Annotated in this window: 21 protein-coding genes and 2 tRNA genes; 7 read left to right on the top strand and 16 right to left on the bottom strand. The window is 68.3% G+C overall.

Features of this window, described 5'->3' with window-relative positions:
- Positions 1-46 precede the first annotated feature (46 nt).
- Together BST38_RS01995 and mutT1 are read left to right on the top strand one after the other, a co-directional pair.
- A complete protein-coding gene (locus BST38_RS01995) occupies positions 47-2,224 on the top strand; it encodes an RNA degradosome polyphosphate kinase (protein ID WP_083141537.1) in 2,178 nt (725 codons plus the stop codon).
- A gap of 39 nt (positions 2,225-2,263) precedes the next feature.
- Entirely contained in the window at positions 2,264-3,163 is a 900-nt protein-coding gene (gene mutT1, locus BST38_RS01990; protein ID WP_083141536.1) for an 8-oxo-(d)GTP phosphatase MutT1, read from the top strand.
- 124 nt (positions 3,164-3,287) lie between these two features.
- Here mutT1 and BST38_RS01985 read toward each other — a convergent pair whose 3' ends face one another.
- The 3 genes from BST38_RS01985 to leuC form a co-directional block, all read right to left on the bottom strand.
- Entirely contained in the window at positions 3,288-3,947 is a 660-nt protein-coding gene (locus BST38_RS01985; RefSeq protein ID WP_083141535.1) for an HU family DNA-binding protein, read from the bottom strand.
- 201 nt (positions 3,948-4,148) lie between these two features.
- On the bottom strand, positions 4,149-4,742 hold the full coding sequence (gene leuD, locus BST38_RS01980; protein WP_083141534.1) for a 3-isopropylmalate dehydratase small subunit: 594 nt from the start codon (positions 4,740-4,742) through the stop codon (positions 4,149-4,151).
- 20 nt (positions 4,743-4,762) lie between these two features.
- Positions 4,763-6,208: a 3-isopropylmalate dehydratase large subunit gene (leuC, locus tag BST38_RS01975; protein ID WP_083141533.1), complete on the bottom strand. Its 1,446-nt coding sequence runs from the start codon at positions 6,206-6,208 to the stop codon at positions 4,763-4,765.
- A 38-nt stretch (positions 6,209-6,246) separates the two neighbouring features.
- On the opposite strand from leuC, the gene BST38_RS01970 reads away from it, so the two are divergent.
- The gene (locus BST38_RS01970) at positions 6,247-6,948 is read left to right on the top strand and encodes an IclR family transcriptional regulator (protein ID WP_083141532.1); all 702 of its coding nucleotides are present in this window, start codon (positions 6,247-6,249) and stop codon (positions 6,946-6,948) included.
- Positions 6,949-7,032: 84 nt separating this feature from the next.
- Here BST38_RS01970 and BST38_RS01965 read toward each other — a convergent pair.
- The 4 genes from BST38_RS01965 to BST38_RS01950 form a co-directional block, all read right to left on the bottom strand.
- Positions 7,033-7,105 (bottom strand) — tRNA-Glu (locus BST38_RS01965).
- 62 nt (positions 7,106-7,167) lie between these two features.
- Positions 7,168-7,242, bottom strand: a tRNA-Gln gene (locus BST38_RS01960).
- A 127-nt stretch (positions 7,243-7,369) separates the two neighbouring features.
- On the bottom strand, positions 7,370-8,845 hold the full coding sequence (gltX, locus tag BST38_RS01955) for a glutamate--tRNA ligase (protein ID WP_083141531.1): 1,476 nt from the start codon (positions 8,843-8,845) through the stop codon (positions 7,370-7,372).
- Positions 8,842-9,630, bottom strand: a complete 789-nt coding sequence (locus BST38_RS01950) for a fumarylacetoacetate hydrolase family protein (protein WP_083141530.1) — start codon at positions 9,628-9,630, stop codon at positions 8,842-8,844. The genes gltX and BST38_RS01950 overlap by 4 nt, the downstream gene beginning before the upstream one ends.
- A gap of 141 nt (positions 9,631-9,771) precedes the next feature.
- Between BST38_RS01950 and BST38_RS01945 the strand changes: the two genes are divergently transcribed.
- Entirely contained in the window at positions 9,772-10,953 is a 1,182-nt protein-coding gene (locus BST38_RS01945) for an MFS transporter (RefSeq protein WP_083141529.1), read from the top strand.
- A 40-nt stretch (positions 10,954-10,993) separates the two neighbouring features.
- On the opposite strand, the gene BST38_RS01940 is transcribed toward BST38_RS01945, so the two are convergent.
- The 3 genes from BST38_RS01940 to serA are packed head-to-tail and all read right to left on the bottom strand — an operon-like array spanning position 10,994 to position 14,177.
- Positions 10,994-11,545 (bottom strand): hypothetical protein, encoded by a 552-nt coding sequence (locus BST38_RS01940; protein WP_237160636.1) that lies wholly within the window; start codon positions 11,543-11,545, stop codon positions 10,994-10,996.
- Positions 11,546-11,583: 38 nt separating this feature from the next.
- Entirely contained in the window at positions 11,584-12,594 is a 1,011-nt protein-coding gene (locus tag BST38_RS01935) for a 3-isopropylmalate dehydrogenase (RefSeq protein ID WP_083141528.1), read from the bottom strand.
- On the bottom strand, positions 12,591-14,177 hold the full coding sequence (gene serA, locus BST38_RS01930) for a phosphoglycerate dehydrogenase (RefSeq protein ID WP_083141527.1): 1,587 nt from the start codon (positions 14,175-14,177) through the stop codon (positions 12,591-12,593). The genes BST38_RS01935 and serA overlap by 4 nt, the downstream gene beginning before the upstream one ends.
- Before the next feature lie 32 nt (positions 14,178-14,209).
- Here serA and BST38_RS01925 point away from each other — a divergent pair, with 32 nt between their 5' ends.
- Positions 14,210-15,640 carry a phytoene desaturase family protein gene (locus BST38_RS01925; protein ID WP_181792029.1) on the top strand — a complete coding sequence of 477 codons (1,431 nt, stop codon included), beginning with the start codon at positions 14,210-14,212 and terminating at the stop codon, positions 15,638-15,640.
- 45 nt (positions 15,641-15,685) lie between these two features.
- Here the strand turns inward: BST38_RS01925 and BST38_RS01920 are convergent, their stop codons facing one another.
- The 4 genes from BST38_RS01920 to BST38_RS01905 form a co-directional block, all read right to left on the bottom strand.
- The gene (locus BST38_RS01920) at positions 15,686-16,309 is read right to left on the bottom strand and encodes a DUF3159 domain-containing protein (protein WP_083141525.1); all 624 of its coding nucleotides are present in this window, start codon (positions 16,307-16,309) and stop codon (positions 15,686-15,688) included.
- A 92-nt stretch (positions 16,310-16,401) separates the two neighbouring features.
- Positions 16,402-17,415 carry a ketol-acid reductoisomerase gene (ilvC, locus tag BST38_RS01915; protein WP_083141524.1) on the bottom strand — a complete coding sequence of 338 codons (1,014 nt, stop codon included), beginning with the start codon at positions 17,413-17,415 and terminating at the stop codon, positions 16,402-16,404.
- Positions 17,416-17,453: 38 nt separating this feature from the next.
- Positions 17,454-17,954 carry an acetolactate synthase small subunit gene (gene ilvN, locus BST38_RS01910; protein ID WP_083141523.1) on the bottom strand — a complete coding sequence of 167 codons (501 nt, stop codon included), beginning with the start codon at positions 17,952-17,954 and terminating at the stop codon, positions 17,454-17,456.
- Between the two features lie 64 nt (positions 17,955-18,018).
- The gene (locus BST38_RS01905) at positions 18,019-19,881 is read right to left on the bottom strand and encodes an acetolactate synthase large subunit (RefSeq protein ID WP_083141522.1); all 1,863 of its coding nucleotides are present in this window, start codon (positions 19,879-19,881) and stop codon (positions 18,019-18,021) included.
- A gap of 275 nt (positions 19,882-20,156) precedes the next feature.
- Between BST38_RS01905 and BST38_RS01900 the strand changes: the two genes are divergently transcribed.
- Positions 20,157-20,552, top strand: a complete 396-nt coding sequence (locus tag BST38_RS01900; protein ID WP_181792028.1) for a PH domain-containing protein — start codon at positions 20,157-20,159, stop codon at positions 20,550-20,552.
- Positions 20,553-20,555: 3 nt separating this feature from the next.
- Here BST38_RS01900 and BST38_RS01895 read toward each other — a convergent pair whose 3' ends face one another.
- Positions 20,556-21,449: a DoxX family protein gene (locus tag BST38_RS01895; protein ID WP_083141521.1), complete on the bottom strand. Its 894-nt coding sequence runs from the start codon at positions 21,447-21,449 to the stop codon at positions 20,556-20,558.
- Positions 21,450-21,536: 87 nt separating this feature from the next.
- Between BST38_RS01895 and BST38_RS01890 the strand changes: the two genes are divergently transcribed.
- Entirely contained in the window at positions 21,537-22,658 is a 1,122-nt protein-coding gene (locus tag BST38_RS01890) for a PQQ-dependent sugar dehydrogenase (RefSeq protein WP_181792027.1), read from the top strand.
- A 19-nt stretch (positions 22,659-22,677) separates the two neighbouring features.
- Here the strand turns inward: BST38_RS01890 and BST38_RS01885 are convergent, their stop codons facing one another.
- On the bottom strand, positions 22,678-24,048 hold the full coding sequence (locus BST38_RS01885; RefSeq protein ID WP_083141520.1) for a sensor histidine kinase: 1,371 nt from the start codon (positions 24,046-24,048) through the stop codon (positions 22,678-22,680).
- Positions 24,049-24,063 lie beyond the last annotated feature (15 nt).

The raw sequence follows: 24,063 nt of genomic DNA, 5'->3' as shown, positions 1-24,063 counted from the left end.
TCGCCACGGTGGCATGACGACCCGCCGATAGGGAATCATCGGGACCATGACCGAAGCGCAGGCCCGCACCGACCAACAGGACTCCTCGGCGGCGTCGGTGCTGCCCGCGGTCGCGGGCCCGGATTCGGCGCCGGAGGCGCCGCCGGCGACCACCGCGCCCACCGTCGAGAACCCGCTGCCCGACAACCGTTACCTCAATCGCGAGCTGAGCTGGCTGGATTTCAACGCGCGCGTGCTGGCCCTGGCCGCCGATCCGTCGCTGCCGCTGCTGGAACGCCTGAAGTTCCTTGCCATCTTCGCGTCGAACCTCGACGAGTTCTACATGGTGCGCGTGGCCGGTCTGAAGCGTCGCGACGAGATGGGTCTGTCGGTGCGTTCGGCGGACGGCCTGTCGCCCCGTGAGCAACTGCGCCGGATCAGCGAACGCACTCAGCAGATCGCCAGCAGGCACGCACACGTGTTCCTTCATGCGGTTCGCCCCGCGCTCGCCGACGAGGGCATCGTGATCGTGACGTGGGCCGAACTCGACGACGCCGAGCGGCTGAAGCTGTCGACCTACTTCCACGAGCAGGTCTTCCCGGTGCTCACCCCGCTGGCCGTCGACCCGGCCCACCCGTTCCCGTTCGTCAGCGGGCTGAGCCTGAACCTCGCGATCACCGTCAAGCATCCCGACGGCGGCCAGCATTTCGCGCGAATCAAGGTGCCCGACAACGTCGACCGGTTCGTGGAGCTGTCTCCGCGCGAAGACCTGCCCGGTGTGGTCCGTTTCCTGCCGATGGAGGAGCTGATCGCGGCGTTCCTGCCGGTGCTGTTCCCGGGACTGGAGATCGTGGAGCACCACGCGTTCCGGATCACCCGCAACGCAGACTTCGAGGTCGAGGAGGACCGCGACGAGGATCTGCTGCAGGCCCTCGAGCGGGAGTTGGCCCGCCGGCGTTTCGGATCGCCGGTGCGCCTGGAGGTCTCCGACGACATGACCGAGAGCATGTTGGAGCTGCTGCTGCGTGAGCTCGACGTCGCTCCCGGCGACGTGGTCGAAGTGCCGGGACTGCTGGACCTCTCGTCGCTGTGGCAGATCTACGGCGTGGACCGGCCCGCGCTCAAGGATCCGCCGTTCGTGCCGGCGACCCCGTCGGCGTTCGGTGAGCGCGAGACCCCGAAGAGCATCTTCGCCGCACTGCGCGACGGCGACGTGCTGGTCCACCACCCGTACGACTCGTTCTCCACGACGGTGCAGCGCTTCATCGAGCAGGCGGCCGCGGACCCCAACGTGCTGGCCATCAAGCAGACGCTGTACCGCACCTCCGGTGACTCGCCGATCGTCAACGCGCTGATCGACGCCGCCGAGGCAGGCAAGCAGGTGGTGGCACTGGTCGAGATCAAGGCGAGGTTCGACGAACAGGCCAACATCAAGTGGGCCCGCGCCCTCGAACAAGCCGGTGTGCACGTGGTTTACGGGCTCATCGGATTGAAGACACATTGCAAGACTTGTCTTGTGGTGCGCCGCGAGGGGTCGACGATCCGGCGCTACTGCCACATCGGTACCGGCAACTACAACCCGAAAACCGCCCGCCTCTACGAGGACATCGGGCTGCTGACGGCCGCCCCCGACATCGGCGCCGACCTGACCGACCTGTTCAACTCGCTGACCGGTTACTCCCGCAAGGAGACCTACCGCAATCTGCTGGTCGCGCCGTTCGGGGTGCGCAAGGGCATCATCGAGCGGATCGAACGCGAGATCGCCGCCACCCTCGACGGTGCGGAGGGCCGGATCCGGTTGAAGGCCAATGCTTTGGTCGACGAGCAGGTGATCGACGCGCTGTACCGGGCATCCCAGGCCGGGGTGCGTGTGGAGGTCGTCGTGCGCGGCATCTGCGCGCTGAAGCCGGGTGTGCCCGGCTTCAGCGAGAACATCGTGGTCCGGTCGATCCTCGGCCGGTTCCTGGAACACTCGCGCATCATCCATTTCCGGGCCATCGACGAGTACTGGATCGGCAGCGCGGACATGATGCACCGCAACCTCGACCGCCGCGTCGAAGTGATGGCGCAGGTTAAGGATCCGCGACTGACCGGACAGTTGAACGACATCTTCGAATCCGCGGCCGATCCCCGGACCCGGTGCTGGCAGCTCAACAGCGACGGCCACTGGACCGCCCTACCTCAGGAGGGGCACTCCGTGCTGGACCATCAGATAACGCTCATGCAGCGCCATCGGCACCCGTGACGGCGTGCGATACCGGCTTTGTGAGACACGGGAGTTGAGGTGACGAAGTCCCCGATCCTGGCCGCCGGCGCCGTGCTGTGGCGTCCACAGGACGGCACAGGCGCCCCGGAGATCGCGGTGATCCACCGCCCCCGCTACGACGACTGGTCCCTGCCGAAGGGAAAGGTGGATCCGGGCGAGACCGAGCCGGTCACCGCGGTCCGTGAAATCGCGGAGGAGACCGGCTTTCGGGCCCAGCTCGGCCGACGGTTGCCCAGTGTGTCGTATCCGACCGAACAGGGCCCGAAGAAGGTGCGGTACTGGGCGGCACGGGTGGCCGGCGGCGACTTTGCCGCCAACGACGAAGTCGACGAACTGAAGTGGCTGCCGCCCGATCAGGCGATGGCACAGCTTGGCTACCCCCACGACCGCAAGGTGCTGCGCCGGTTCCTCAAGCTTCCCGCGGACACCAAGACGGTCCTGATCGTGCGGCACGCCGTCGCGGGTAACAAGAAGCGCTACCGGGGCGACGACCGAAAGCGCCCGCTGGACAAGCGCGGCCGCGCACAGGCGGAGTCACTGGTGGCTCAACTGCTGGCGTTCGGCGCCGGGGAGCTGTTCGCCGCCGATCGGGTGCGATGCCATCAGACGCTCGAACCGCTGGCCGAGGAGCTCGGCGCGTCGATCACCACCGAGCCGGCGCTGACCGAAGAGGCGTATGCCGAAGACCACAAAGCCGCACGCCGGCGTGTGCTCGAGATCGCCGCGAGCGCCCGCACCCCGGTGATCTGCACCCAGGGCAAGGTGATCCCCGATCTGATCGCCTGGTGGTGCGAACGCGACGGTGTGCGGCCGGACAAGTCGCGCAACCGCAAGGGAAGTACCTGGGTGCTGTCGCTGGCCGACGGGCGGCTGGTCGCCGCCGATCACATGGCCAGTGCGCTGCCGCCGCAGAAGTGACTCCCGAATAACCGACCGCGCAATTGAATTCAAAACTCAGGTGGCGCTGTTCTGTCCCGGTGGGGACCACGCACGAAATACGCCGCGGATCCCGAGGGATCCGCGGCGTACTCGCGTGAACTGACTACTTGCGTCCGCGCTTGGCCGGAGCCTTCTTCGCGGGTGCCTTCTTGGCGGGCGCTGCCTTCTTGGCGGCGGCCTTGGCGGGCGCTGCCTTCTTGGCCGGAGCCTTCTTGGCGGGCGCTGCCTTCTTGGCGGCGGTGGCCTTCTTGGCCGGCGCTGCCTTCTTGGCCGGTGCCGCCTTCTTGGCGGCGGTCTTGGTCGCGGCCTTCTTGGCCGGCGCGGCCTTCTTGGCCGGCGCTGCCTTCTTGGCGGCGGTGGCCTTCTTGGCGGGAGCTGCCTTCTTGGCCGCGGCCTTCTTGGCCGGGGCCTTCTTGGCGGCCTTACGGGCCGTGCTCGCAGCCGTCACGCCACGCTTGACCGCCGGCCCCTCGGCCGGAAGCTTCTGCGCGCCAGACACAACGGCCTTGAACTGAGCGCCGGGACGGAACGCCGGGACGGAGGTGGGCTTGACCTTCACCGTCTCGCCAGTGCGGGGATTGCGCGCCACACGGGCGGCACGACGACGCTGCTCGAAAACACCGAAGCCGGTGATCGTGACGCTCTCGCCCTTGTGCACCGCGCGAACGATGGTGTCAACGACATTCTCCACCGCCGCAGTCGCTTGCCGACGATCCGAGCCCAATTTCTCCGTGAGTACGTCGATGAGCTCTGCTTTGTTCATGCAAAACCTCCGAAACCAGTGGTCCTCCTTGGACCGACTAGTGCACACGGTAAACCCATTTGCTCCTGATTTCCAAGAGCCACGCGCAATTTCAGGCCAGCTCAGCGAACTTTTTTCAATCCGGTTGGCCCACTTGCCGTCCTGCGCCGGTGCGTGAAAAGGGGGTTACCGGGGCGGGATTTCGGTGATTTCGACCGCCGTTCAGGCGGGCAATGTGCGCGGTTTCCAGGCCGGGCGACGCTCTTCGAAAGCACTGATTTCATCCTGTTTGCGCAGCGTAAGGCCTATATCGTCGAGTCCTTCGAGCAGTCGCCAGGCGGTGTAGTCGTCAATGTTGAACGGCACCATGATGGTTCCGGCGACGATCGACCGATCTTGAAGATTTACAGTGATTTCCGTCCCGGGATGCTGCTCGATGGCCTTCCACAACAATTCGACGTCATCCTGTGCCACTTGAGCCGCGAGCAGACCCGCCTTGCCCGCATTGCCACGGAAGATATCGGCGAAACGCGACGAGATGACTACCCGGAATCCGAAGTCCATCAGCGCCCAGACCGCATGCTCGCGCGAGGATCCGGTGCCGAAATCGGGTCCGGCGACCAACACTGAGCCTTTGTCGAAAGGCGGCTGATTGAGCACGAACGACGGATCGTTGCGCCAGGCGGCGAAAAGCCCGTCCTCGAATCCGGTTCGGGTCACCCTTTTCAGGTACACCGCCGGGATGATCTGGTCGGTGTCGACGTTGGAGCGGCGCAGCGGGACGCCGATCCCGGTGTGGGTCGTAAAGGCTTCCATCACAAGTCTCCTGTCAGGTTTCAGTGAGCGGCCACGGGGGCCAGATCGGCGGGCGAGGACAGCGTCCCGCGCACGGCCGTCGCGGCGGCGACCGCCGGCGAGACCAGGTGCGTACGACCGCCCTTGCCCTGCCTGCCCTCGAAATTGCGGTTCGACGTCGAGGCGCACCGCTCCCCCGGCGCCAACTGATCTGGATTCATTCCAAGGCACATCGAGCATCCCGCCTGCCGCCATTCGGCGCCCGCGGCGGTGAAGATCTCACCGAGGCCTTCGGATTCGGCCTGCGCGCGCACGCGCATCGAACCCGGCACGACCAGCATCCGCACGTTGTCGGCCACCTTGCGGCCCCGCAGCACCTCGGCGACGACCCGCAGATCCTCGATCCTGCCGTTGGTGCACGACCCGACGAACACGGCGTCGACCGGGATGTCCCGCATCGGGGTGCCCGGCCGAAGGTCCATGTAGGTCAACGCCTTTTCGACGGCCTGGCGCTCCCCCTCGTCGAAGATCATCTCCGGGTCCGGAACGGAGTCCGACAGCGGCACCCCCTGGCCGGGGTTGGTTCCCCAGGTGACGAACGGACTCAACGTCGCCGCGTCGATGTAGACCTCGGTGTCGAACGTCGCGCCCTCGTCGGTGCGCAGTTGCTTCCACGCCTCGACAGCCGCGTCCCAGTCGGCGCCCTTCGGGGCATGCGGACGGCCGCGCAGGAACTCGAACGTGGTCTCGTCCGGCGCGATCATGCCGGCGCGCGCCCCGGCCTCGATGCTCATGTTGCAGATCGTCATCCGGCCTTCCATCGACAGCGATTCGATGGCGCTGCCGCGGTATTCGATGACGTGCCCCTGGCCGCCACCGGTCCCGATCTTCGCGATCACGGCCAGGATGATGTCCTTGGCGCTGACACCGGGCGGCAATTCGCCGTCGACGTTGACCGCCATCGTCTTGAACGGCCGCAGCGGCAGCGTCTGGGTGGCCATCACGTGCTCCACCTCAGAGGTGCCGATGCCCATCGCCAGCGCGCCGAACGCACCGTGGGTGGAGGTGTGGCTGTCGCCGCACACCACCGTCATCCCGGGCTGGGTCAGTCCCAGCTGCGGTCCGATGATGTGCACGATGCCCTGCTCGGCGTCCCCCATCGGGTGCAACCGGATGCCGAATTCCTCACAGTTGCGCCGCAACGTCTCCACCTGCGTCCGCGAGACGGGATCGGCGATCGGCTTGTCGATGTCGACGGTCGGGACGTTGTGATCCTCGGTCGCGATCGTCAGATCCGGCCTGCGCACCGGGCGCCCGGCCAGGCGCAGGCCGTCGAACGCCTGCGGACTGGTGACCTCGTGGACGAGGTGCAAGTCGATGTAGATGAGGTCGGGCTCGCGTGCCGCGCCCTCTCCGGTCCCGGCGACGACGACGTGATCGCTCCAGACCTTCTCGGCGAGCGTGCGGGGCTGATTCGCAACGGCCATCTTGACTGTCTCACATTCTGGAAAGCTAGTATCTCCTTGTGAGACAGAATAGCGGCATCGGCGTTCTGGACAAAGCGCTCACCGTGTTGCACGCGGTGGCCGAGTCCCCGTGCGGGCTGGCCGATCTCTGCGAACGCACCGGCTTGCCACGCGCGACCGCGCACCGTCTGGCGGTGGGCCTGGAGGTGCACCGGATGCTGGCCCGCGGCGGCGACGGGCAGTGGCTGCTCGGCCCCGCGCTCACCGAACTGGCCGGTCAGGTCAACGACCCGCTGCTCGCCGCGGGCGCGGTGGTGCTTCCGCGGCTGCGCGAACTGACCGGCGAGAGCGTCCAGCTCTACCGCCGCGAGGGCACCACCCGGATTTGCGTGGCAGCCCTGGAACCCCCTGCCGGACTGCGGGATACCGTGCCCATCGGCACCCGTCTGCCGATGACGGCCGGATCCGGGGCCAAGGTGCTGCTCGCCTTCGCCGATGCGAGCACCCAGCAGGCGGTGTTGCCCGCGGCGAAGTTCACCGACCGCACACTGGCCGAGGTACGCAAGCGCGGGTGGGCGCAGAGCGCCGCCGAACGCGAACCCGGGGTGGCCAGCGTCTCGGCTCCGGTGCGCGATGGGCGCGGCGCGGTGATCGCGGCGGTGTCGGTGTCGGGTCCGATCGACCGGATGGGCCGGCGTCCCGGCGCGCGCTGGGCAGCCGATCTCGTCGCCGCCGCCGACGCGTTGACCCGGCGCCTCTGACAAGACGCCCGGGACACGACAGCCCCGGCGCGCATGCCCATGAAAAAACTCCGGGCCTCGACGAGGCCCGGAGTTTTCGATCTGTACCCCCGATGGGATTCGAACCCACGCTACCGCCGTGAGAGGGCGGCGTCCTAGGCCGCTAGACGACGGGGGCTAGAACTGCTTTCCGGTTGGTCAGCATAGCTCAGTTGAGATTGCTGACCTAATCGGTCGCGTTGGCTGGGGTACCAGGACTCGAACCTAGAATGGCTGAACCAGAATCAGCTGTGTTGCCAATTACACCATACCCCATTAGCTGCCTGTAACCGCAGGTCACAGACCGCTTTTCGACCCTTCGCGCCTCAGTCGCATCTCTGCGGGCCGCTGCGCGATATCTCGTGGGCCGACGAGCAGACTACCAAAGATTTCGGAGTGGTTTTCACGCCTCCGGTGCGGCGGCGGTTGCGGCATGGTCGCGACCGGCGCGCAGCCGCTCCAGGCTGCGTTCGCGGCCGAGAAGTTCGAGGGACTCGAACAGCGGCGGACTGACCGAGGAGCCGGTGGCGGCGACCCGGACCGGACCGAACGCCTTGCGGGGTTTGAGCTCGAGGCGATCGATCAGCGCCACCTTCAGCGCCTCCTCGATGTCGGCGGTCCGCCACTGCGCGACGCCTTCTAGGGCCTCCAGAGCCGCTGTGAGCACCGGAACGGCCGCGGCCTTGAGTTCCTTACCCGCGGACTTCTCGTCGAGCGTGAACGACGACTCGTCGAGAAACTTCAACAGCTCCCATGCGTCACCGAGCACCACGATCCGCGTCTGCACCAACGCGGCCGCCTCAGCGAAGCTCGCGTCGTCCAGGCCGGTGCGGTGGCCGTGCACATCGAAGAACGCGGCGAGCCGGCGTGCGAACTCCGCGGGTTCGAGCAGCCGGATGTGCTCGGCGTTGATCGCGTCGGCCTTCTTCTGGTCGAAGCGGGCCGGGTTGGAGTTCACGTCGGCGACGTCGAAGGCCGCGACCATCTCCTCCAGGCTGAAGATGTCCCGGTCGTCGGCGATCGACCAGCCCAGCAGCGCAAGATAGTTCAGCAGACCCTCGGGGATGAATCCCCGGTCGCGGTGCAGGAACAGGTTGGACTGCGGGTCGCGCTTGGACAGCTTCTTGTTGCCCTCCCCGAGCACCGAGGGCAGGTGCGCGAACGCCGGTGTCATATCCGTCACACCGATGCGGATCAGCGCGGCGTAGAGCGCGAGCTGACGCGGCGTGGACGGCAGCAGGTCCTCACCGCGCAGCACATGTGTGATCTTCATCAATGCGTCGTCGACCGGATTGACCAACGTGTACAACGGATCTCCGCTGCCACGGGTCAGCGCGAAGTCGGGCACCGATCCGGCGGGGAACGTCGTCTCGCCACGGACCAGGTCGACCCAGGTGAGATCGGTGTCGGGCATCCGCAGCCGCACCACCGGCTTGCGGCCCTCGGCCAGGAACGCCGCGCGCTGCTCGTCGGTCAGCTCGCGGTCGTAGTTGTCGTAGCCCAGCTTCGGGTTGCGCCCGGCAGCGAGATGGCGCGCCTCGACCTCCTCGGCGGTCGAGAAGGCCTCGTACGCCTCGCCGGCGTCCAGCAGTCGCTGGATCACGTCGAGGTAGATCTCCCGGCGCTCGGACTGGCGATACGGCGCGTAGGGTCCGCCGACCTCGGGGCCCTCGTCCCAGTCCATGCCGAGCCAGCGCAGCGCGTCCAGCAGCGCCAGGTAGCTCTCCTCGCTGTCGCGCTGGGAGTCGGTGTCCTCGATGCGGAACACGAAGTCGCCGCCGGTGTGGCGGGCGTAGGCCCAGTTGAACAGCGCCGTCCGGATCAACCCGACGTGCGGCGTGCCCGTCGGCGACGGACAGAACCTGACCCGAACTTTCACGACTTACCCTTCCGCACAACAGGATTCGACAATGTCCCGATGCCTTCGATGGTGATGCTGACGTTGTCCCCGTGCTCCAGCGGGCCCACCCCCTCCGGGGTACCGGTCAAGATCAGATCGCCGGGCAGCAGCGTCATCACCGCCGAGATCCACTCGATGATCGCCCCGATGTCGTGGATCATCAACGACGTTCGGCTGCGCTGTTTGACCTCGCCGTTGACCTCCGTGCGGATCTCCAGATCCGACGGGTCCAGATCGGTGACGATCCACGGACCGACCGGACAGAAGGTGTCGTGCCCCTTGGCCCGCATCCACTGTCCGTCCTTCTTCTGCTGATCGCGGGCCGACACGTCGTTGGCGATCGTGTAGCCGAGGATGTTCTCGGCGGCACGCGAGGCGGGAACGTCCTTGCAGGGCCTGCCGATCACAGCGGCGAGCTCACCCTCGAAGTGCACCGGGTTGGCGTCGGCCGGCAGCTGGATCGGCGTGTACGGACCGATGATCGCGGTGTTGGGCTTGAGGAAGATGATCGGGTCCTCGAACGTGCCGCCACCCATCTCCTCGATGTGGGCGAGATAGTTCTTCCCCATGCACACGACCTTGCTGGCCAGGATCGGCGCGAGCAGACGTACGTCGGCGAGCGGCCACTGCCTGCCGGTGAACGTCGGGGTGCCGAACGGGTGCTCGGCGATCTCTCGCGCGACCGCTGCCGCCGGGTCGTCGGGCGGACCCTCGATGGAGACGAAGGCAACCCCGTCGGGACTGGCGATTCGACCGAGACGCATGTCCTCAGCCTAGTGCCCGCCCCATCGGTGCCGGTCACCGCCGCCGGAGCGGTCGATGCGTCTTATATATTGAGATAGTTGTTCGTTATTTTGGGACGGCCGTGGAAGCATGGCGGCGTGGGCACCCGGTCGATAACCCCGATGCGGCGCTGGTCGATGCTGGTGATCGGCCTCGGGGCGACCCTGTGCGCCAACGTGTTCATCAACGGTGTGGCCTTCCTGATCCCGACACTGCACGACGAGCGCGGTCTGGATCTCGCATCCGCGGCCCTGATGTCGTCGCTGCCCAGCCTCGGCATGGTGGTGACGCTGATCGCGTGGGGCTATGTGGTGGACCGGTTCGGCGAGCGGGTGGTGCTGGCGCTGGGATCGGCGCTGACGGCCGCCGCGGCGTTCGCGGCGGCGTCGGTCGACTCGCTCGTGGTCACCGGTGTCTTCCTGTTCCTCGGCGGCATGGCGGCCGCGAGCAGCAACACCGCCAGCGGCCGGCTGGTGGTCGGATGGTTCGACGCCGAACAGCGGGGGCTGGTGATGGGCATCCGCCAGACCGCCCAACCCCTCGGGGTCGGAGTCGGCGCGTTGGTGATCCCGCGCCTGGCCGAATCCCACGGAGCGGCAGCGGCGTTGCTGTTCCCCACGATCGTGTGCGCGGTCGCCGCGCTGGTGTGCCTGGTCGCGGTGATCGATCCGCCGCGTCCGCCCCGCGCCGAGGCCGACAGTGCCGCGCTGGCCAATCCGTACCGCGGTTCGGCGATGCTGTGGCGCATCCACCTGACGTCGGTGCTGCTGGTCGTCCCCCAGGTGGTGGTGTGGACGTTCACCCTGGTCTGGTTGATCAGCGAACGCCACTGGTCGCCCGAGTCGGCCGGAATCCTCGTGATGATCGCCCAGATCGGCGGTGCCGCAGGCCGCATCGCCGCGGGCCGCTGGTCGGACGCGTACGTCAAACGCTCCGGCGAGGTCATCGCATCGCGGCTGCGCCCGATCCGGCTGATCGCGGCGTCCGCCGCCGCGGCGATGGCACTGCTCGCCGTCACCGACTGGCTGAATTCCCCGCTGAGCATCGCGGTGATGCTCGCCGCATCGGTGATCACGGTGTCGGACAACGGTTTGGCCTTCACGTTGATCGCCGAGTACGCCGGACCCTTCTGGAGCGGCCGGGCGCTGGGCACCCAGAACACCAGCCAGCTGTTCGCCCAGGGCGTCGCCCCACCGCTGTTCGGCGGGCTGATCGCCGCCGTCGGCTATCCGGTCGCGTTCGCGGTGTGCGCGCTGTTCCCGCTGCTGGCGATCCCGGCCGTACCGAAGGCCGCAGATCGTTAGGACCCGGGGAGCTCGTTAGGACCCCCGCAAGCGAGTGGCGCTAGGCGCGCACCCGTCGGGCGAACCGCGGCAACACGATCAACGCGGCGGCCAGGAAGCACAGCGCGCCGAGGAACGTGCCGAAGTTGGCGAGCCACTCGTCGGCCGTCACACCGTCGGGACGGATGAACGCGGCGAGCGCCGAGACACCGAACGCAACACAGCCGGCCAAGTTGATGGCGCCGGCACACCAATCCCGCGATCGCAGATCCGGCATGCCCACCGCGGCCATCCCGAGCACGCCACTGATCAGGAACAGTGCCGAGCCGGTCGCGTCGGGAGTCCACACGTAGTCGCGCTGCTCGGTCACCGCGTGGGCCCACACCGCCGCACCGGTGCTGAGGTTGAACAGCAGCGTGCCCGCGAACTGGGTCGCCGCGGCCGCCCGGTCGAACCACCGGGTCCGGTCGCTGCGCACCAGCTGAATCCACGCCGCGGTCGTGAAGAACCACGAGCCGGTGAAGCACAGTGTGTCCGCCGTCGCGGCGCCGGCCCAGCCGGGAAAGCCCGGGGCGGTGGCCAGCGCGAACAACGTGGAGCCGATCGCGAACAACCAACACTGCCGTGTCAGTGACGCGAAACCGGAAATGGCTACAGCTTCACGAGGATCCGCTCGCCGACCTCGGTGGTCGACAGCTTCTCGTCGCCTCGGGTGGCCAGATGCTCGGCGACCGCCCGGTCGACGCGCGCGGCGGCGTCGATCTCGGCCATGTGCGCCAGCAGCAGCGACACCGACATGATCGCGGCCGTCGGGTCGGCGATGCCCTGGCCGGCGATGTCGGGCGCACTGCCGTGGACCGGTTCGAACATCGACGGATTCGTCAGCGTCGCATCGATGTTGCCGCTGGCGGCCAGACCGATGCCGCCGCACACCGCGGCGGCGAGGTCGGTGATGATGTCGCCGAACAGGTTGTCGGTCACGATGACGTCGAACCGGCCGGGATCGGTGACCATGTGGATCGTCGCGGCGTCGACGTGCTGGTAGGCGATCTCGACGTCCGGGTATTCGGTGGCGACGGCCTGCACGGTGCGCCACCACAGCGAGCCGGCGTTGGTCAGCACATTGTTCTTGTGCACCAACGTCAGATGCTTGCGTCGCTGCTGGGCCCGCTTGAACGCGTCCTGGACCACCCGGCGCACGCCGTAGGCGGTGTTGACGCTGACCTCGGTGGCGATCTCGTGCGGCGTGCCGACTCGGATCGCGCCGCCGTTGCCCGTGTAGGGCCCCTCGGTGCCCTCGCGCACGACGACGAAGTCGATCTCCGGATCACCGGCCAGCGGGCTCTGCACACCCGGGTAGAGCCGGCCGGGGCGCAGGTTGATGTGGTGGTCGAGTTCGAACCGGATGCGCAGCAGCAGCCCACGTTCGAGGACACCGCTGGGCATCGACGGATCGCCGATCGCGCCGAGCAGGATCGCGTCGTGGCCCTTGAGCTCGTCGAGCACCGAGTCCGGCAGCACCTCGCCGGTGCGGTGGTAGAGCCGTGCCCCGAGGTCGTACTCGGTCTTCTCGACGCCGGGCAGGACGGCGTCGAGCACCTTGAGCGCCTCGCCGATGACTTCCGGTCCGATGCCGTCGCCGGCGATCACCGCGAGTTTCATGTCAGGTCCACCACTTCCAGGGTCACAGCGTTGACTTCACGTCCGATGTTGGCGAGCACGTCGTCGGGAACCTCGCGGTCGAGCCGGAGCATGATCGTCGCTCCGTCGCCGTCGGCGTCCTGGCTGAGCTGGGCGGCCAGGATGTTGACGCTCGCGGCGCCCAGCAGCGTGCCGATCTTGCCGAGCGCACCGGGCTGGTCGTCGTAGTTGATGATCAGGTTCACACCCTCGGCCCGCAGATCGAGGTTGCGGCCGTTGATCTGGACGATCTTCTCCACCAGCTGCGGGCCCGCCAGCGCACCGGCGACGTTGACCGTCGACCCGTCGGCGGCCACCGCGCGCACGTCGACGACGCTGCGGTGCGTCGGGCTCTCCGGCTCGGTGTCGATGGAGGCTTCGACGCCGCGCTCGGCGGCCAGCGCCGGGGCGTTGACGAACGTGACCTGGTCTTCGATGACGGCGGAGAACAGACCCCGCAGCGCCGACAGACGCAGCACCTCGACATCTTCGGAGGCCAGCTCACCGCGCACCTGCACGCACAGGTTGGTGGGCAGTTCGGCCGACAGCACGCCGACCAGCAGGCCGAGCTTGCGCACCAGGTCCAGCCACGGGGCGACCTCTTCGCCGACGGTCCCGCCGCCGACGTTGACCGCGTCCGGGACGAACTCGCCGGCCAGCGCGAGCTTCACGCTCGCGGCCACGTCGGTGCCTGCCCGGTCCTGCGCCTCGGCGGTCGAGGCACCCAGGTGCGGCGTCACGACGACCTGGGGCAGCTCGAACAGCGGGCTGTCGGTGCACGGCTCGGTGGAGAACACGTCGAGGCCGGCACCGCGGACGTGGCCGCTGGTGATCGCGTCGGCCAGCGCCTGCTCGTCGATCAGCCCGCCGCGCGCGGCGTTGACGATGATGACGCCCGGCTTGGTCTTGGCCAGCGCCTCCTCGTTGATCAGCCCGGCGGTCTCCTTGGTCTTGGGCAGGTGCACCGAGATGAAGTCCGCGCGGGAGAGCAGTTCGTCGAGGGTCAGCAGCTCGATACCCAGCTGCGCGGCCCGGGCCTGCGACACATACGGGTCGTAGGCGGTGATGTGCGCGCCGAACGCGGCCAGCCGCTGCGCGACCAGCTGTCCGATGCGGCCCAGCCCGACGACACCCACGGTCTTGCCGAAGATCTCGGTGCCCGAGAACGACGACCGCTTCCAGGTGTGCTCGCGCAGCGTGGCGTCGGCGGCCGGGATCTGGCGCGCCGTGGCCAGCAGCAGTGCGAGCGCGTGCTCGGCGGCGCTGTGGATGTTCGACGTCGGCGCGTTGACCACGAGGACGCCGCGCGCGGTGGCGGCGTCGACGTCGACGTTGTCGAGCCCGACGCCGGCACGGGCGACGATCTTGAGTTTCGGCGCCGCGGCGAGCACCTCGGCGTCGACCGTGGTGGCCGAGCGCACGAGCAGCGCGTCGGCGTCGGCGACGGCGGCCAGCAATTTCTCGCGGTCCGGGCCGTCCACCCAGCGGACCTCGACCTGGTCGCCCAGGGCCTCCACGGTGGATTGGGCCAGCTTGTCGGCGATCAGTACAACAGGAAGACTCACGAGGCCTCAGCCTAATGGGCTGTAATGGCCAGGTGGAATTGACCGTCGTCGGGAGTGGCCCCAACGGGTTGGCCGCGGCCGTGATCTGCGCCCGAGCAGGGGTTTCGGTGCGCGTCGTGGAAGCGCAGGACACCGCGGGCGGCGGCGCGCGCACGCTGGCGGACCCGGAGTTCGCCGATGTGAGCCACGACATCTGCTCGGCGGTGCATCCGCTGGCGCTGGCCTCGCCGTTCTTCACGGCGTTCGATCTGCCCGCCCGCGGGGTGCGTCTGGCGGTGCCCGAGGTGTCGTATGCCAACCCGCTGCCCGGCCGTCCCGCCGCGCTGGGCTACCACGACATCGACCGCACCTGCGCCGAACTGGAGGACGGGGCGTCGTGGCGGCGGCTGCTGGGCCCGCTGTCGGCGGGCAGCGACGGGGTGGTCGGGCTGCTGCTCGGCGACAAACGCTCGATCCCGCCCAGCCTGCCCGCCGCGTTGCGCGTCGCCCCGCGCCTGCTGGCCCAGGGCAGCCCGGCCTGGAACACGCTGGCCGGCGAGGATGCCCGGGCGTTGTTCACCGGCGTTGCGGCACACACGATTTCGCGGATGCCGTCGTTGGTGGCGGCGGGCGCGGGGCTGATGCTGGCGACGCTGGCCCACTCGGTCGGCTGGCCGATCCCGGTGGGCGGGTCACAGGCGATCCCGGGCGCGCTGATCGCCGATCTGCGCGCCCACGGCGGTGAACTCGTGCTCGGCGAGGAGGTCACCGGTCCCCCGGCTGGCGTCGTGCTCTACGACACCGCGCCGACGGCGCTGCTGCGCATCTACGGCGACCGACTGCCGCCGCGTTACGCGCGCACGCTGCGCCGCTACCGTTACGGTCCGGGTGTCGCGAAGGTCGACTTCGTGCTGTCGGGCGAGATCCCGTGGAGCGACGAGCGTTTGGCCAACGCCCCGACGCTGCACATGGGCGGCGATCGGGCCACGATGGCGCTCGCGGAGAAGGAGATCGCGCACGGCCGCCACGCCGCGTGGCCGATGGTGCTGGCCTCGCTGCCCCACCTCGCCGACCCGGGCCGCATCGACGCACAGGGCCGCCGCCCGCTGTGGACGTATGCGCACGTACCCGCCGGGTCGACCGTCGACATGGCCGAGACGATCACCGCGCTGTTCGAACGGTTCGCACCCGGATTCCGCGACCTCGTCGTCGGCGTGCGCAGCGTGCCCGCGGCGCGGCTGGCCGATCACAACGCCAACCTGGTCGGCGGGGACATCGGGGTCGGCGGCAACAACATGTTCAGCGCGCTGACGGGCCCGGCGCTGCAGTGGAATCCGTGGGCCACCCCGATCCCGGGCGCGTACCTGTGTTCGTCGGCGACCCCGCCCGGCGGCGGTGTGCACGGCATGGCCGGCTACTACGCGGCGCGCACCGTGTTGCGACGCGAATTCGGGATCAAGGAGTTGCCGCCGCTTTCACCGTGATTCGGGCGTAGTTGGTCACTGTGAGGTTGACCAACTACGCCGAAGTCACTCGGGGAGTACGCGCGGCAGCGTGCGCATCGCCGTCCGGATCGCGAGGTAGATCAGCGTCGAGGTGACGAGGAAGACGGGCCACCCCATCGCGATCCGCGCGACCGCGAGCAGGCCCTCCTGGTCGGTGTCGTAGAGGTGGAACTGCACGGCGAACCGCGTCGCGGACACCGCCGCCATCATCAGCGTCACCAGATCGAACGCCCGGCGCACCCGTGGCGTGCGGCGCCAGGTGTCGTCGCGGCCGGTCATCCACGCCCAGATGACGCCGATCAGCGGACGCCGGGCCAGCACCGAGGCGGTGAACACCACCGTGAGCGCCAGATACATCCAGATGCCGGGCAGATAGAAGTCCTTGGCCTGACCGGTGACCAGGGCCAGGCCCGCCCCGGCCGCGACGCCGACGAAGCCGAACAGCGCGGGCCGGGTCGATTCCCGTCGCACCAGCTGCACGGTCAGCACCAGCGCGCCGGCCGCCGTCGCGGCGATCAGCGCGGGCATCAGACCCGCGATCGCGTTCAGCGCCGCGAACGTCGTCACCGGCAGCGCGGTGTACACCAGCCCCCGGATGCCGCCCGCCCGAGCGAGCAGTGCGGAGGCCGGTGTGGAACTGCCCGTCATGCTCGCCGAGAGTACCTAAACGCCGAACTGGGGTTCCCGGTCGTGGATCGCGCAGCGATCACGACCGGGAACCCCAGTTCGGCGAAAAAGAGTTAGGCCGTTTCGGTGATCGGCCGATCCACCCAGCTCATCAGGTCGCGCAGCTTCTTGCCGGTGACCTCGATCGGGTGCTCGGCGTTCTCCTTGCGCAACGCCTCGAGCTCCTTGTTGCCGCCCTCGACGTTGGCGACCAGGCGCTTGACGAACGTGCCATCCTGGATGTCCTTGAGGATGTCCTGCATCCGCTTCTTGGTGTCGGCATCGATGACCCGCGGGCCCGACAGGTAGCCGCCGAACTCGGCGGTGTCGGACACCGAGTAGTTCATCCGCGCGATGCCGCCCTCGTACATCAGGTCGACGATCAGCTTGAGCTCGTGCAGCACCTCGAAGTAGGCCATCTCGGGGGCGTAGCCGGCCTCGACCATGACCTCGAAACCGGTCTTGACCAGTTCCTCGGTGCCACCGCACAGCACGGCCTGCTCACCGAACAGGTCGGTCTCGGTCTCTTCCTTGAAGGTGGTCTTGATGACGCCGGCGCGCGCACCGCCGATCGCGGCGGCGTAGGACAGCGCCAGCGCCTGGCCCTCACCCTTGGGGTCCTGGTCGACCGCGATCAGGCAGGGCACACCCTTGCCGTCGACGAACTGGCGACGCACCAGGTGGCCGGGCCCCTTGGGGGCGACCATGCCGATGGTGACATTGGCCGGGGGCTTGATCAGGCCGAAGTGGATGTTGAGACCGTGACCGAAGAACAGCGCATTGCCGTCTTCGAGGTTGGGCTCGATGTCGTTGGTGAAGATCTCGGCCTGCGCGGTGTCGGGCGCCAGCAGCATGATCACGTCGGCCCACTTGGCGACCTCGGCCGGGGTGTCGACCTCGAGGCCCTGCTCGGTGACCTTCTCGCGGGACTTCGAGCCCTCCTTGAGACCGACCTTGACCTGTACGCCGGAGTCGCGCAGGCTCAGCGAGTGCGCGTGGCCCTGGCTGCCGTAGCCGATGACGGCGACCTTGCGACCCTGGATGATCGACAGGTCCGCGTCGGCGTCGTAGAACATCTCAACTGCCATTGTCGTGAATCTTCTTTCTATTCTTTGCTTTTGGATAACTACTTGGTACTGATACCGCGCGGCCCGCGGGACAGCGACACCACACCGGACTGGACGATCTCCCGGACCCCGTAGGGCTCGAGCACCCGCAGCAGCGCCTCGATCTTCTCAGGCGTGCCGGTGGCCTCGACAGTCAGCGACTCGGTGGAGACGTCGACGACCTTGGCGCGGAACAGATTGACCGCCTCGATGACCTGGCCGCGGGTGTTGGCATCCGTGCGGACCTTGATCAGCGCGAGCTCGCGGGAGACGGAGTTCTCCTCGTCCTGCTCGACGATCTTGATCACGTTGATCAGCTTGTTGAGCTGCTTGGTGATCTGCTCCAGCGGGGATTCCTCGACGTCGACCACGATGGTCATCCGCGAGAGGTCCTTGTGTTCGGTGGCACCGACGGCCAGCGACTGGATGTTGTAGCCACGCCGCGAGAACAGCGACGCCACGCGGGCCAGGACGCCGGGCTTGTCCTCGACGAGCACCGACAACGTATGCGTGGTGGTCACTGGGGTGCTCCGTTCTTCGCGCAAGCGCTCATGCCCGCTTCGATGTTCTTCGCGCAAGCGCTCATCACGCGTGCCCCTCTTCGTTGTCGAACAGCGGACGGATCCCGCGTGCCGCCTGAATCTCATCATTGCTGGTGCCTGCGGCGACCATCGGCCACACCTGGGCGTCGGCGCCGACGACGAACTCGACCACCACCGGCCGGTCGTTGATCGCCCGTGCCTGGGCGATCACGTCGGCCACATCTTCCTCACGCTCGCAACGCAATCCGACGCAACCCAGCGCCTCGGCCAGCTTCACGAAATCCGGGATGCGACGGGTGTGGGTGGCGAGATCGGTCTGGCTGTACCGCTCTTCGTAGAACAGCGTCTGCCACTGGCGCACCATGCCGAGGTTGCCGTTGTTGATCAGCGCGACCTTGATCGGCACGCCTTCGATCGCGCAGGTGGCCAGCTCCTGGTTGGTCATCTGGAAGCAGCCGTCACCGTCGATCGCCCACACCTCGGTCTCCGGGCGGCCCATCTTGGCGCCCATCGCGGCCGGAACCGCGAAGCCCATCGTGCCCAGACCGCCGGAGTTGATCCACGTCTTCGGCTTCTCGTAGGAGATGAACTGGGCGGCCCACATCTGGTGCTGACCGACGCCTGCCACGTAGACCGCGTCCGAACCGGCCATCTTGCCCAGCGTCTCGATGACGAATTCCGGGGACAGGCTGCCGTCGCTCTGCGGGCCGTAGCTCAGCGGATAGGTCGTCTCGATGCCCCGCAGGTACTCCCACCAGGTGTCGAGGTTGGTCGCGCCGAGGCCGTCGCGGCGCAGAACCTCGATCAGCTCGGTGATCACGTTCTTGACGTCGCCCACGATCGGCACGTCGGCGTGCCGGTTCTTGCCGATCTCCGCCGGGTCGATGTCGGCGTGGATGACCTTCGCTTCGGGGGCGAACGAATCCAGCTTGCCGGTCACCCGGTCGTCGAACCGGGTGCCGAGCGCGATCAGCAGGTCGCTGCGCTGCAGTGCCGCCACCGCGGCCACGGTGCCGTGCATACCCGGCATGCCGAGGTTCTGCGGGTGGCTGTCGGGAAACGCGCCGCGCGCCATCAACGTCGTGACCACCGGGATGCCGGTCAGCTCGGCCAGGTCGAGCAGCTGCTCGGAGGCCTCGCCGCGGATGATGCCGCCGCCGACGTAGAGCACCGGCTTGTGGGCCTCGGCGATCAGTTTGGCGGCCTCGCGGATCTGGCGGTTGTGCGGCTTGGTGTTCGGCTTGTAGCCGGGCAGCTCGAACTGCGGCGGCCACGCGAAGGTGCACTGGGCCTGCAGCACATCCTTGGGGATGTCGACGAGCACCGGGCCCGGCCGTCCGCTGGAGGCGATGTGGAACGCCTCGGCGAGCACCCTGGCGATGTCGTCACCGTTGCGCACCAGGAAGTTGTGCTTGGTGACCGGCATCGTGATGCCGGAGATGTCGGCTTCCTGGAACGCGTCGGTGCCGATCAGCGGGCGCCCGACCTGGCCGGTGATCGCGACCATCGGGATCGAGTCCATGTACGCGTCGGCCAGCGGGGTCACCAGGTTGGTCGCACCCGGACCCGAGGTGGCCATGCACACCCCGACCCGACCGGTGGCGTGGGCGTAGCCACTGGCGGCGTGACCACCGCCCTGCTCGTGGCGAACAAGCACATGCCGCAGCTTCTGCGAGTCGAACAGCGGGTCGTAGACCGGCAGGATGCAGCCGCCGGGAATGCCGAAGATGACGTCGACGTCGAGCTCTTCGAGCGCGCGGACGACCGCCTGCGCTCCGGTGAGCTGTTGCGGGGCAATGATATTCGGCTGCGCCTGGGTCGTCGCGGAGTTGTGCTTCGCGCCGGCCGCTGTCCCGTTCGTCGGGGTCGCCGACGACTCGGGCGGTCGCTTGGTGGGTGCGCTCACGGTGTCCTCTGGTCTTTCTCGCTCGGCTGATCTTCTCAAATCGGTGTTCCGGCAACAAAAAACCCCCGTCAGCCGATGGCTGTACGAGGGTGCGCGTTGATGCGGTTTTGCTATGCCCGGGTCAGGGCCAGCGCGGCATCAACGCGCGAGCCAATTACTACGAGCAGGGTCTGCATAGCACACGACGGTAGCCGCCGGACTGGTCAAAGGTCAAATCTGACCCCACGACCGCTCGCGCGCGGAGCCCGCAGACCCGGCGATGCGATGATGGCGGCATGCGAACCCCGCCCGCGCCGAAGTCCTCACCGGTCGTCATCAGGATCTCGCCGATGGCCCACGTGGCGATCGGCTTCATGTTCATCGGGCTGATGGCGGTGGTGTTCGCCGGGCCGGCGTGGTTCGTCGTGTTGTTCCTGATCCCGGTGGCGCTGTCGTATGTGGTGATGCGCTACCGGACGACCGCCGACTACGAGAAGGTGGTCGCGCGGACGCTGTTCGGGCACCACACCGTGCGCTGGGAGGACATCGACGGGCTGCGTTTCGGGCGCCGGGCGTGGGCGGTGGCGCGGCTGCACGACGGCTCCGAGGTGCCGCTGCCCGCGGTGACGTTCGCGACGCTGCCGCAGCTGACCGCCGCCAGCGGCGGACGGGTGCCGAACCCGTACGAGTAGCGCTCAGCCCAGCGGGTTGGTGCCGTTGAGCAGGACCCAGATCGCCACCCCGGCGCCGGCGCCGAGGATCAGCGCGGCAGCCGAACCGACGAACGGCCGCCTGGCCCAGCCGCGACCGGCGTCGAGGCCGTACTTGCCCGGGCCCACCAGCACGATCGCGGCGACGGCGACGAGCAGCACGATCTGGTATTCGTGACCGTCGGCCAGGAACGACGACAGCCTGGCTTCGTTATGGGCGAGCGTGGCCTCGGCCAGCGTCGCGGTGACCAGGTAACCGAGCGCGCCCGCCGCCGCGATCGGGGTGAACAGCCCGAGCACCAGCAGGATGCCCGCGGCGATCTGCCCGCCGGCGGCGACGTAGGTCAGGATGTCGGCGTTGCGGAACCCGACGTCGGTCAGCTGGTCGCGGAAACCGTCGAGGCCCGGGCCGCCCCACCAGCCGAACACCTTCTGCAGGCCGTGGCCGATGAACAGGACGCCGACCGCGACACGCAGCAACAGCAGACCGAGGTCCTGGGTGCCCCTGCGGTGTTCGACGCTGCGCTCGGGGTCCACACCGATCTCAGTGGGCGCCGCCGCCGCCGGGGTGCCGTAGGCGCCCGGAGCCAGGCCGGTGCTCGGCTGCACATAGGGCAACGGCTCCGGATCGTTGAGCAACGCGAACGGTTGCTGTTGGTCGGCCGGTTTCGCCGAGTCGTAGCGCGGGATCGCGGTGGTCTCGAAGTCGCCGCTGTAATTCGCCGACGGGAGATCGTCTTCGGGGTCCACCAGGCTCGCCGAGGCTGGCCGCCCAGCCGAGTCGTCGGGCCGCTGCCAAGGATCTTGGGGACTCGTCACGACAGCCAGGGTAAGTGCAAGTCCTTTGCACGCCGGGAATTCGTGCGGCGCGTTGAGCACGGGTTTTCCCGAAGCGGCGCAGGTCGGGAGCGGTCGTCCGCGGGGAGCCGTGGCGAGTACCTTCGCGGCATCCGTAATCTGGCCTGCATGAGCGAGCGTGTGTCCTCCGGTGCTTTGGTCGCGCTGCTGTGCGCCACGGTGCTCGCCGGTGCGGGCTGCGCCCGGTTCGATTCCGCACAGTCGCAGCCGTTCACCACCGAACCGCAGCTGGCGCCCGGACCGAAGACCACGCCCCCGCCTCCGCCGCCACTGCCCGCCAAACCGTTCCCGAAGGAGTGCCCCGCCCCCGGGGTGATGCAGGGCTGCCTGGGCAGCACCAGCGGGCTGATCATGCTGCCCGACAGCCAGTCGGCGCTGGTCGCCGAGCGGCTCACCGGCGTGATCAAGAGGGTCGCGGTGCGCGCCGAGCCGGTCGAGAAGATGTCGATCCCGGTCGATCCCAGCGGCGACGGCGGACTGATGGACATCGTGCTGTCCCCCACCTACGCCCAGGACCGGCTGATGTACGCCTACATCAGCACCCCGACGGACAACCGGGTGGTGCGGGTGGCCGAGGGTGATCCGCCGAAACCGATCCTGACCGGGATCCCGAAGGGCGCGACCGGCAACACCGGATCGCTGATCTTCACCAGCCCGACCACCCTGGTGGTGCAGACCGGCGACGCCGGCGACCCGGCGCAGGCCTCCGACCCGGGGTCGCTGGCCGGCAAGCTGCTGCGCATCGAGCAGCCGACGACGGTCAACCAGGCGCCGTTGACCACGGCGCTGTCGGGGCTGGGTCCCGGCGGCGGGATGTGCATCGACCCGTCCGACGAGTCGCTGTACGTGACCGACCGCACTCCTACCGCCGACCGGTTGCAGCGGATCACCAAGGACTCCACGGTGTCGACGGTGTGGACGTGGCCGGACCGGCCGGGCGTCGCCGGGTGCGCCGCGCTCGACGGCACCGTGCTGGTGAATCTGGTCGACACCAAGCAGACCGTCGCGGTGCGGATGGCGCCCGAGACCGGCGCGGTCACCGGTGACCCGGAGGTGGTCCGTCAGGACAATCACGGCCACGCGTGGGCGCTTCAGACTTCCGCGGACGGCAACGTGTGGGGCGCGACGGTCAACAAGACCACCGGCGACGCGATGAACCTCGACGACGTCGTCTTCCCGCTGTTCCCGAACGGCGGCGGATTCCCGCGCAGCAACAACGATCTCACGTAGCCGGTATCACCCGGCGATGTCAGCCCGGTCCCGGCCCCGGTCCGGGCAGCCGCAGCATCAGGCGGGTCCCGCCCTGCGGGCTGACCTCCAATGACGCCGTCCCGCCGTGGATCTCGGCCTGCTGGGCGACCAGCGCCAGACCGAGGCCCGATCCCGACCGGGACGCGGTGGTGCCGCGGTGGAAACGCTCGAACACCTCGGTGCGCTCCTGCTCGGGCACCCCGGAGCCGTTGTCGTCGACCGCTATCTCGACACCGTCCTGCGAGCTGACCACACTGAGCCGGATCTGGGTCGCGCCACCGTGTTTGACGGCATTGGCGATCGCGTTGTCGATGACCAGCCGCAGCCCGGCAGGCATGCCGAGCATCAGCACCGTCGTCGACGACGCCAGCGACACGTCGATACCGGGATAGTGGTGCATCGCGTCGTGGGCGGCCCGGTCGAGCAGTTCGGCGACGTCGACGGGCACGAAGTCGTCGACGGTGGTCAGCTCGCCCTGGGCGAGCCGCTCCAGTGCGGTCAGCGTCGCCTCGATCCGCGACTGCGTGCGGATCACGTCGTCGAGAACCTCCTGGCGCTGCTCGGCGCCCAGATCCAGCGTCGAGAGCACTTCCAGGTTGGTGCGCATCGCGGTCAGCGGGGTGCGCAGTTCGTGCGACGCGACGGCGGCGAAGTCGCGCGCCGACTCCAGCGCGGCCCTGGTGCGTTGCTGTTCATCGCCGATGCGCGCGAGCATGCCCTCCACCGCCTCGGAGATCTCGACGGCTTCCCATACGCCGCGCACTTGGACCTCGTCGGGGGCGGATTGGGCGTTGATGGCCCGCGCCTGCTGGGCGAGCAGCCGGAACGGGTTGACCATGATCAGCGAGATCACCCAACCGACCAGCATCGTGGTCAGGATCACCCCGGAGCAGATCCAGAACACCCGCCAGTGCAGCGAGTCGATGCGCGCCTGGGTTTCGGCCATCGGTGCGCCGAGCGCGATCGACGCGTTGCCGGTCTTGATGGTGCGGATCCGGTATTCGACACCGTCGATGGTCGCGTCGGAGTACCCGTTCGCCAGATCGGGCAGCACGATGTCGGACGGGATGGAGACGGTGCTACCCGCCCAGCGGGCGGTCCGCACGAGGCCACCCTCGGTGGGTTCGGGGCCCACGCCCTCCTGCGCGCTGCGCAGCAGGGTGTTCACATCACCGAGGCTCGACAGCGAATCCAGCCGCCGGTCGAGCTGGTCGTACTGGTCGTTGGTGACGCCCACCCACACCCACACACCGAGGGTCAGCACGAGGATCGTGACCCCGAGCTGCGAGAGGATGACGATGGAGCGCAGCGACAACCACCGCAGCGGGCGTGCAAGGACGCGGAAAACCAGGTCCTGTATTCGCGTCATCGCGTCGACTGTAAG

The organism is Mycolicibacterium parafortuitum (assembly GCF_002086815.1).
Classification (GTDB): Bacteria; Actinomycetota; Actinomycetes; order Mycobacteriales; family Mycobacteriaceae; genus Mycobacterium; species Mycobacterium parafortuitum.
This window is presented reverse-complemented; position numbering and strand designations above follow the sequence as displayed.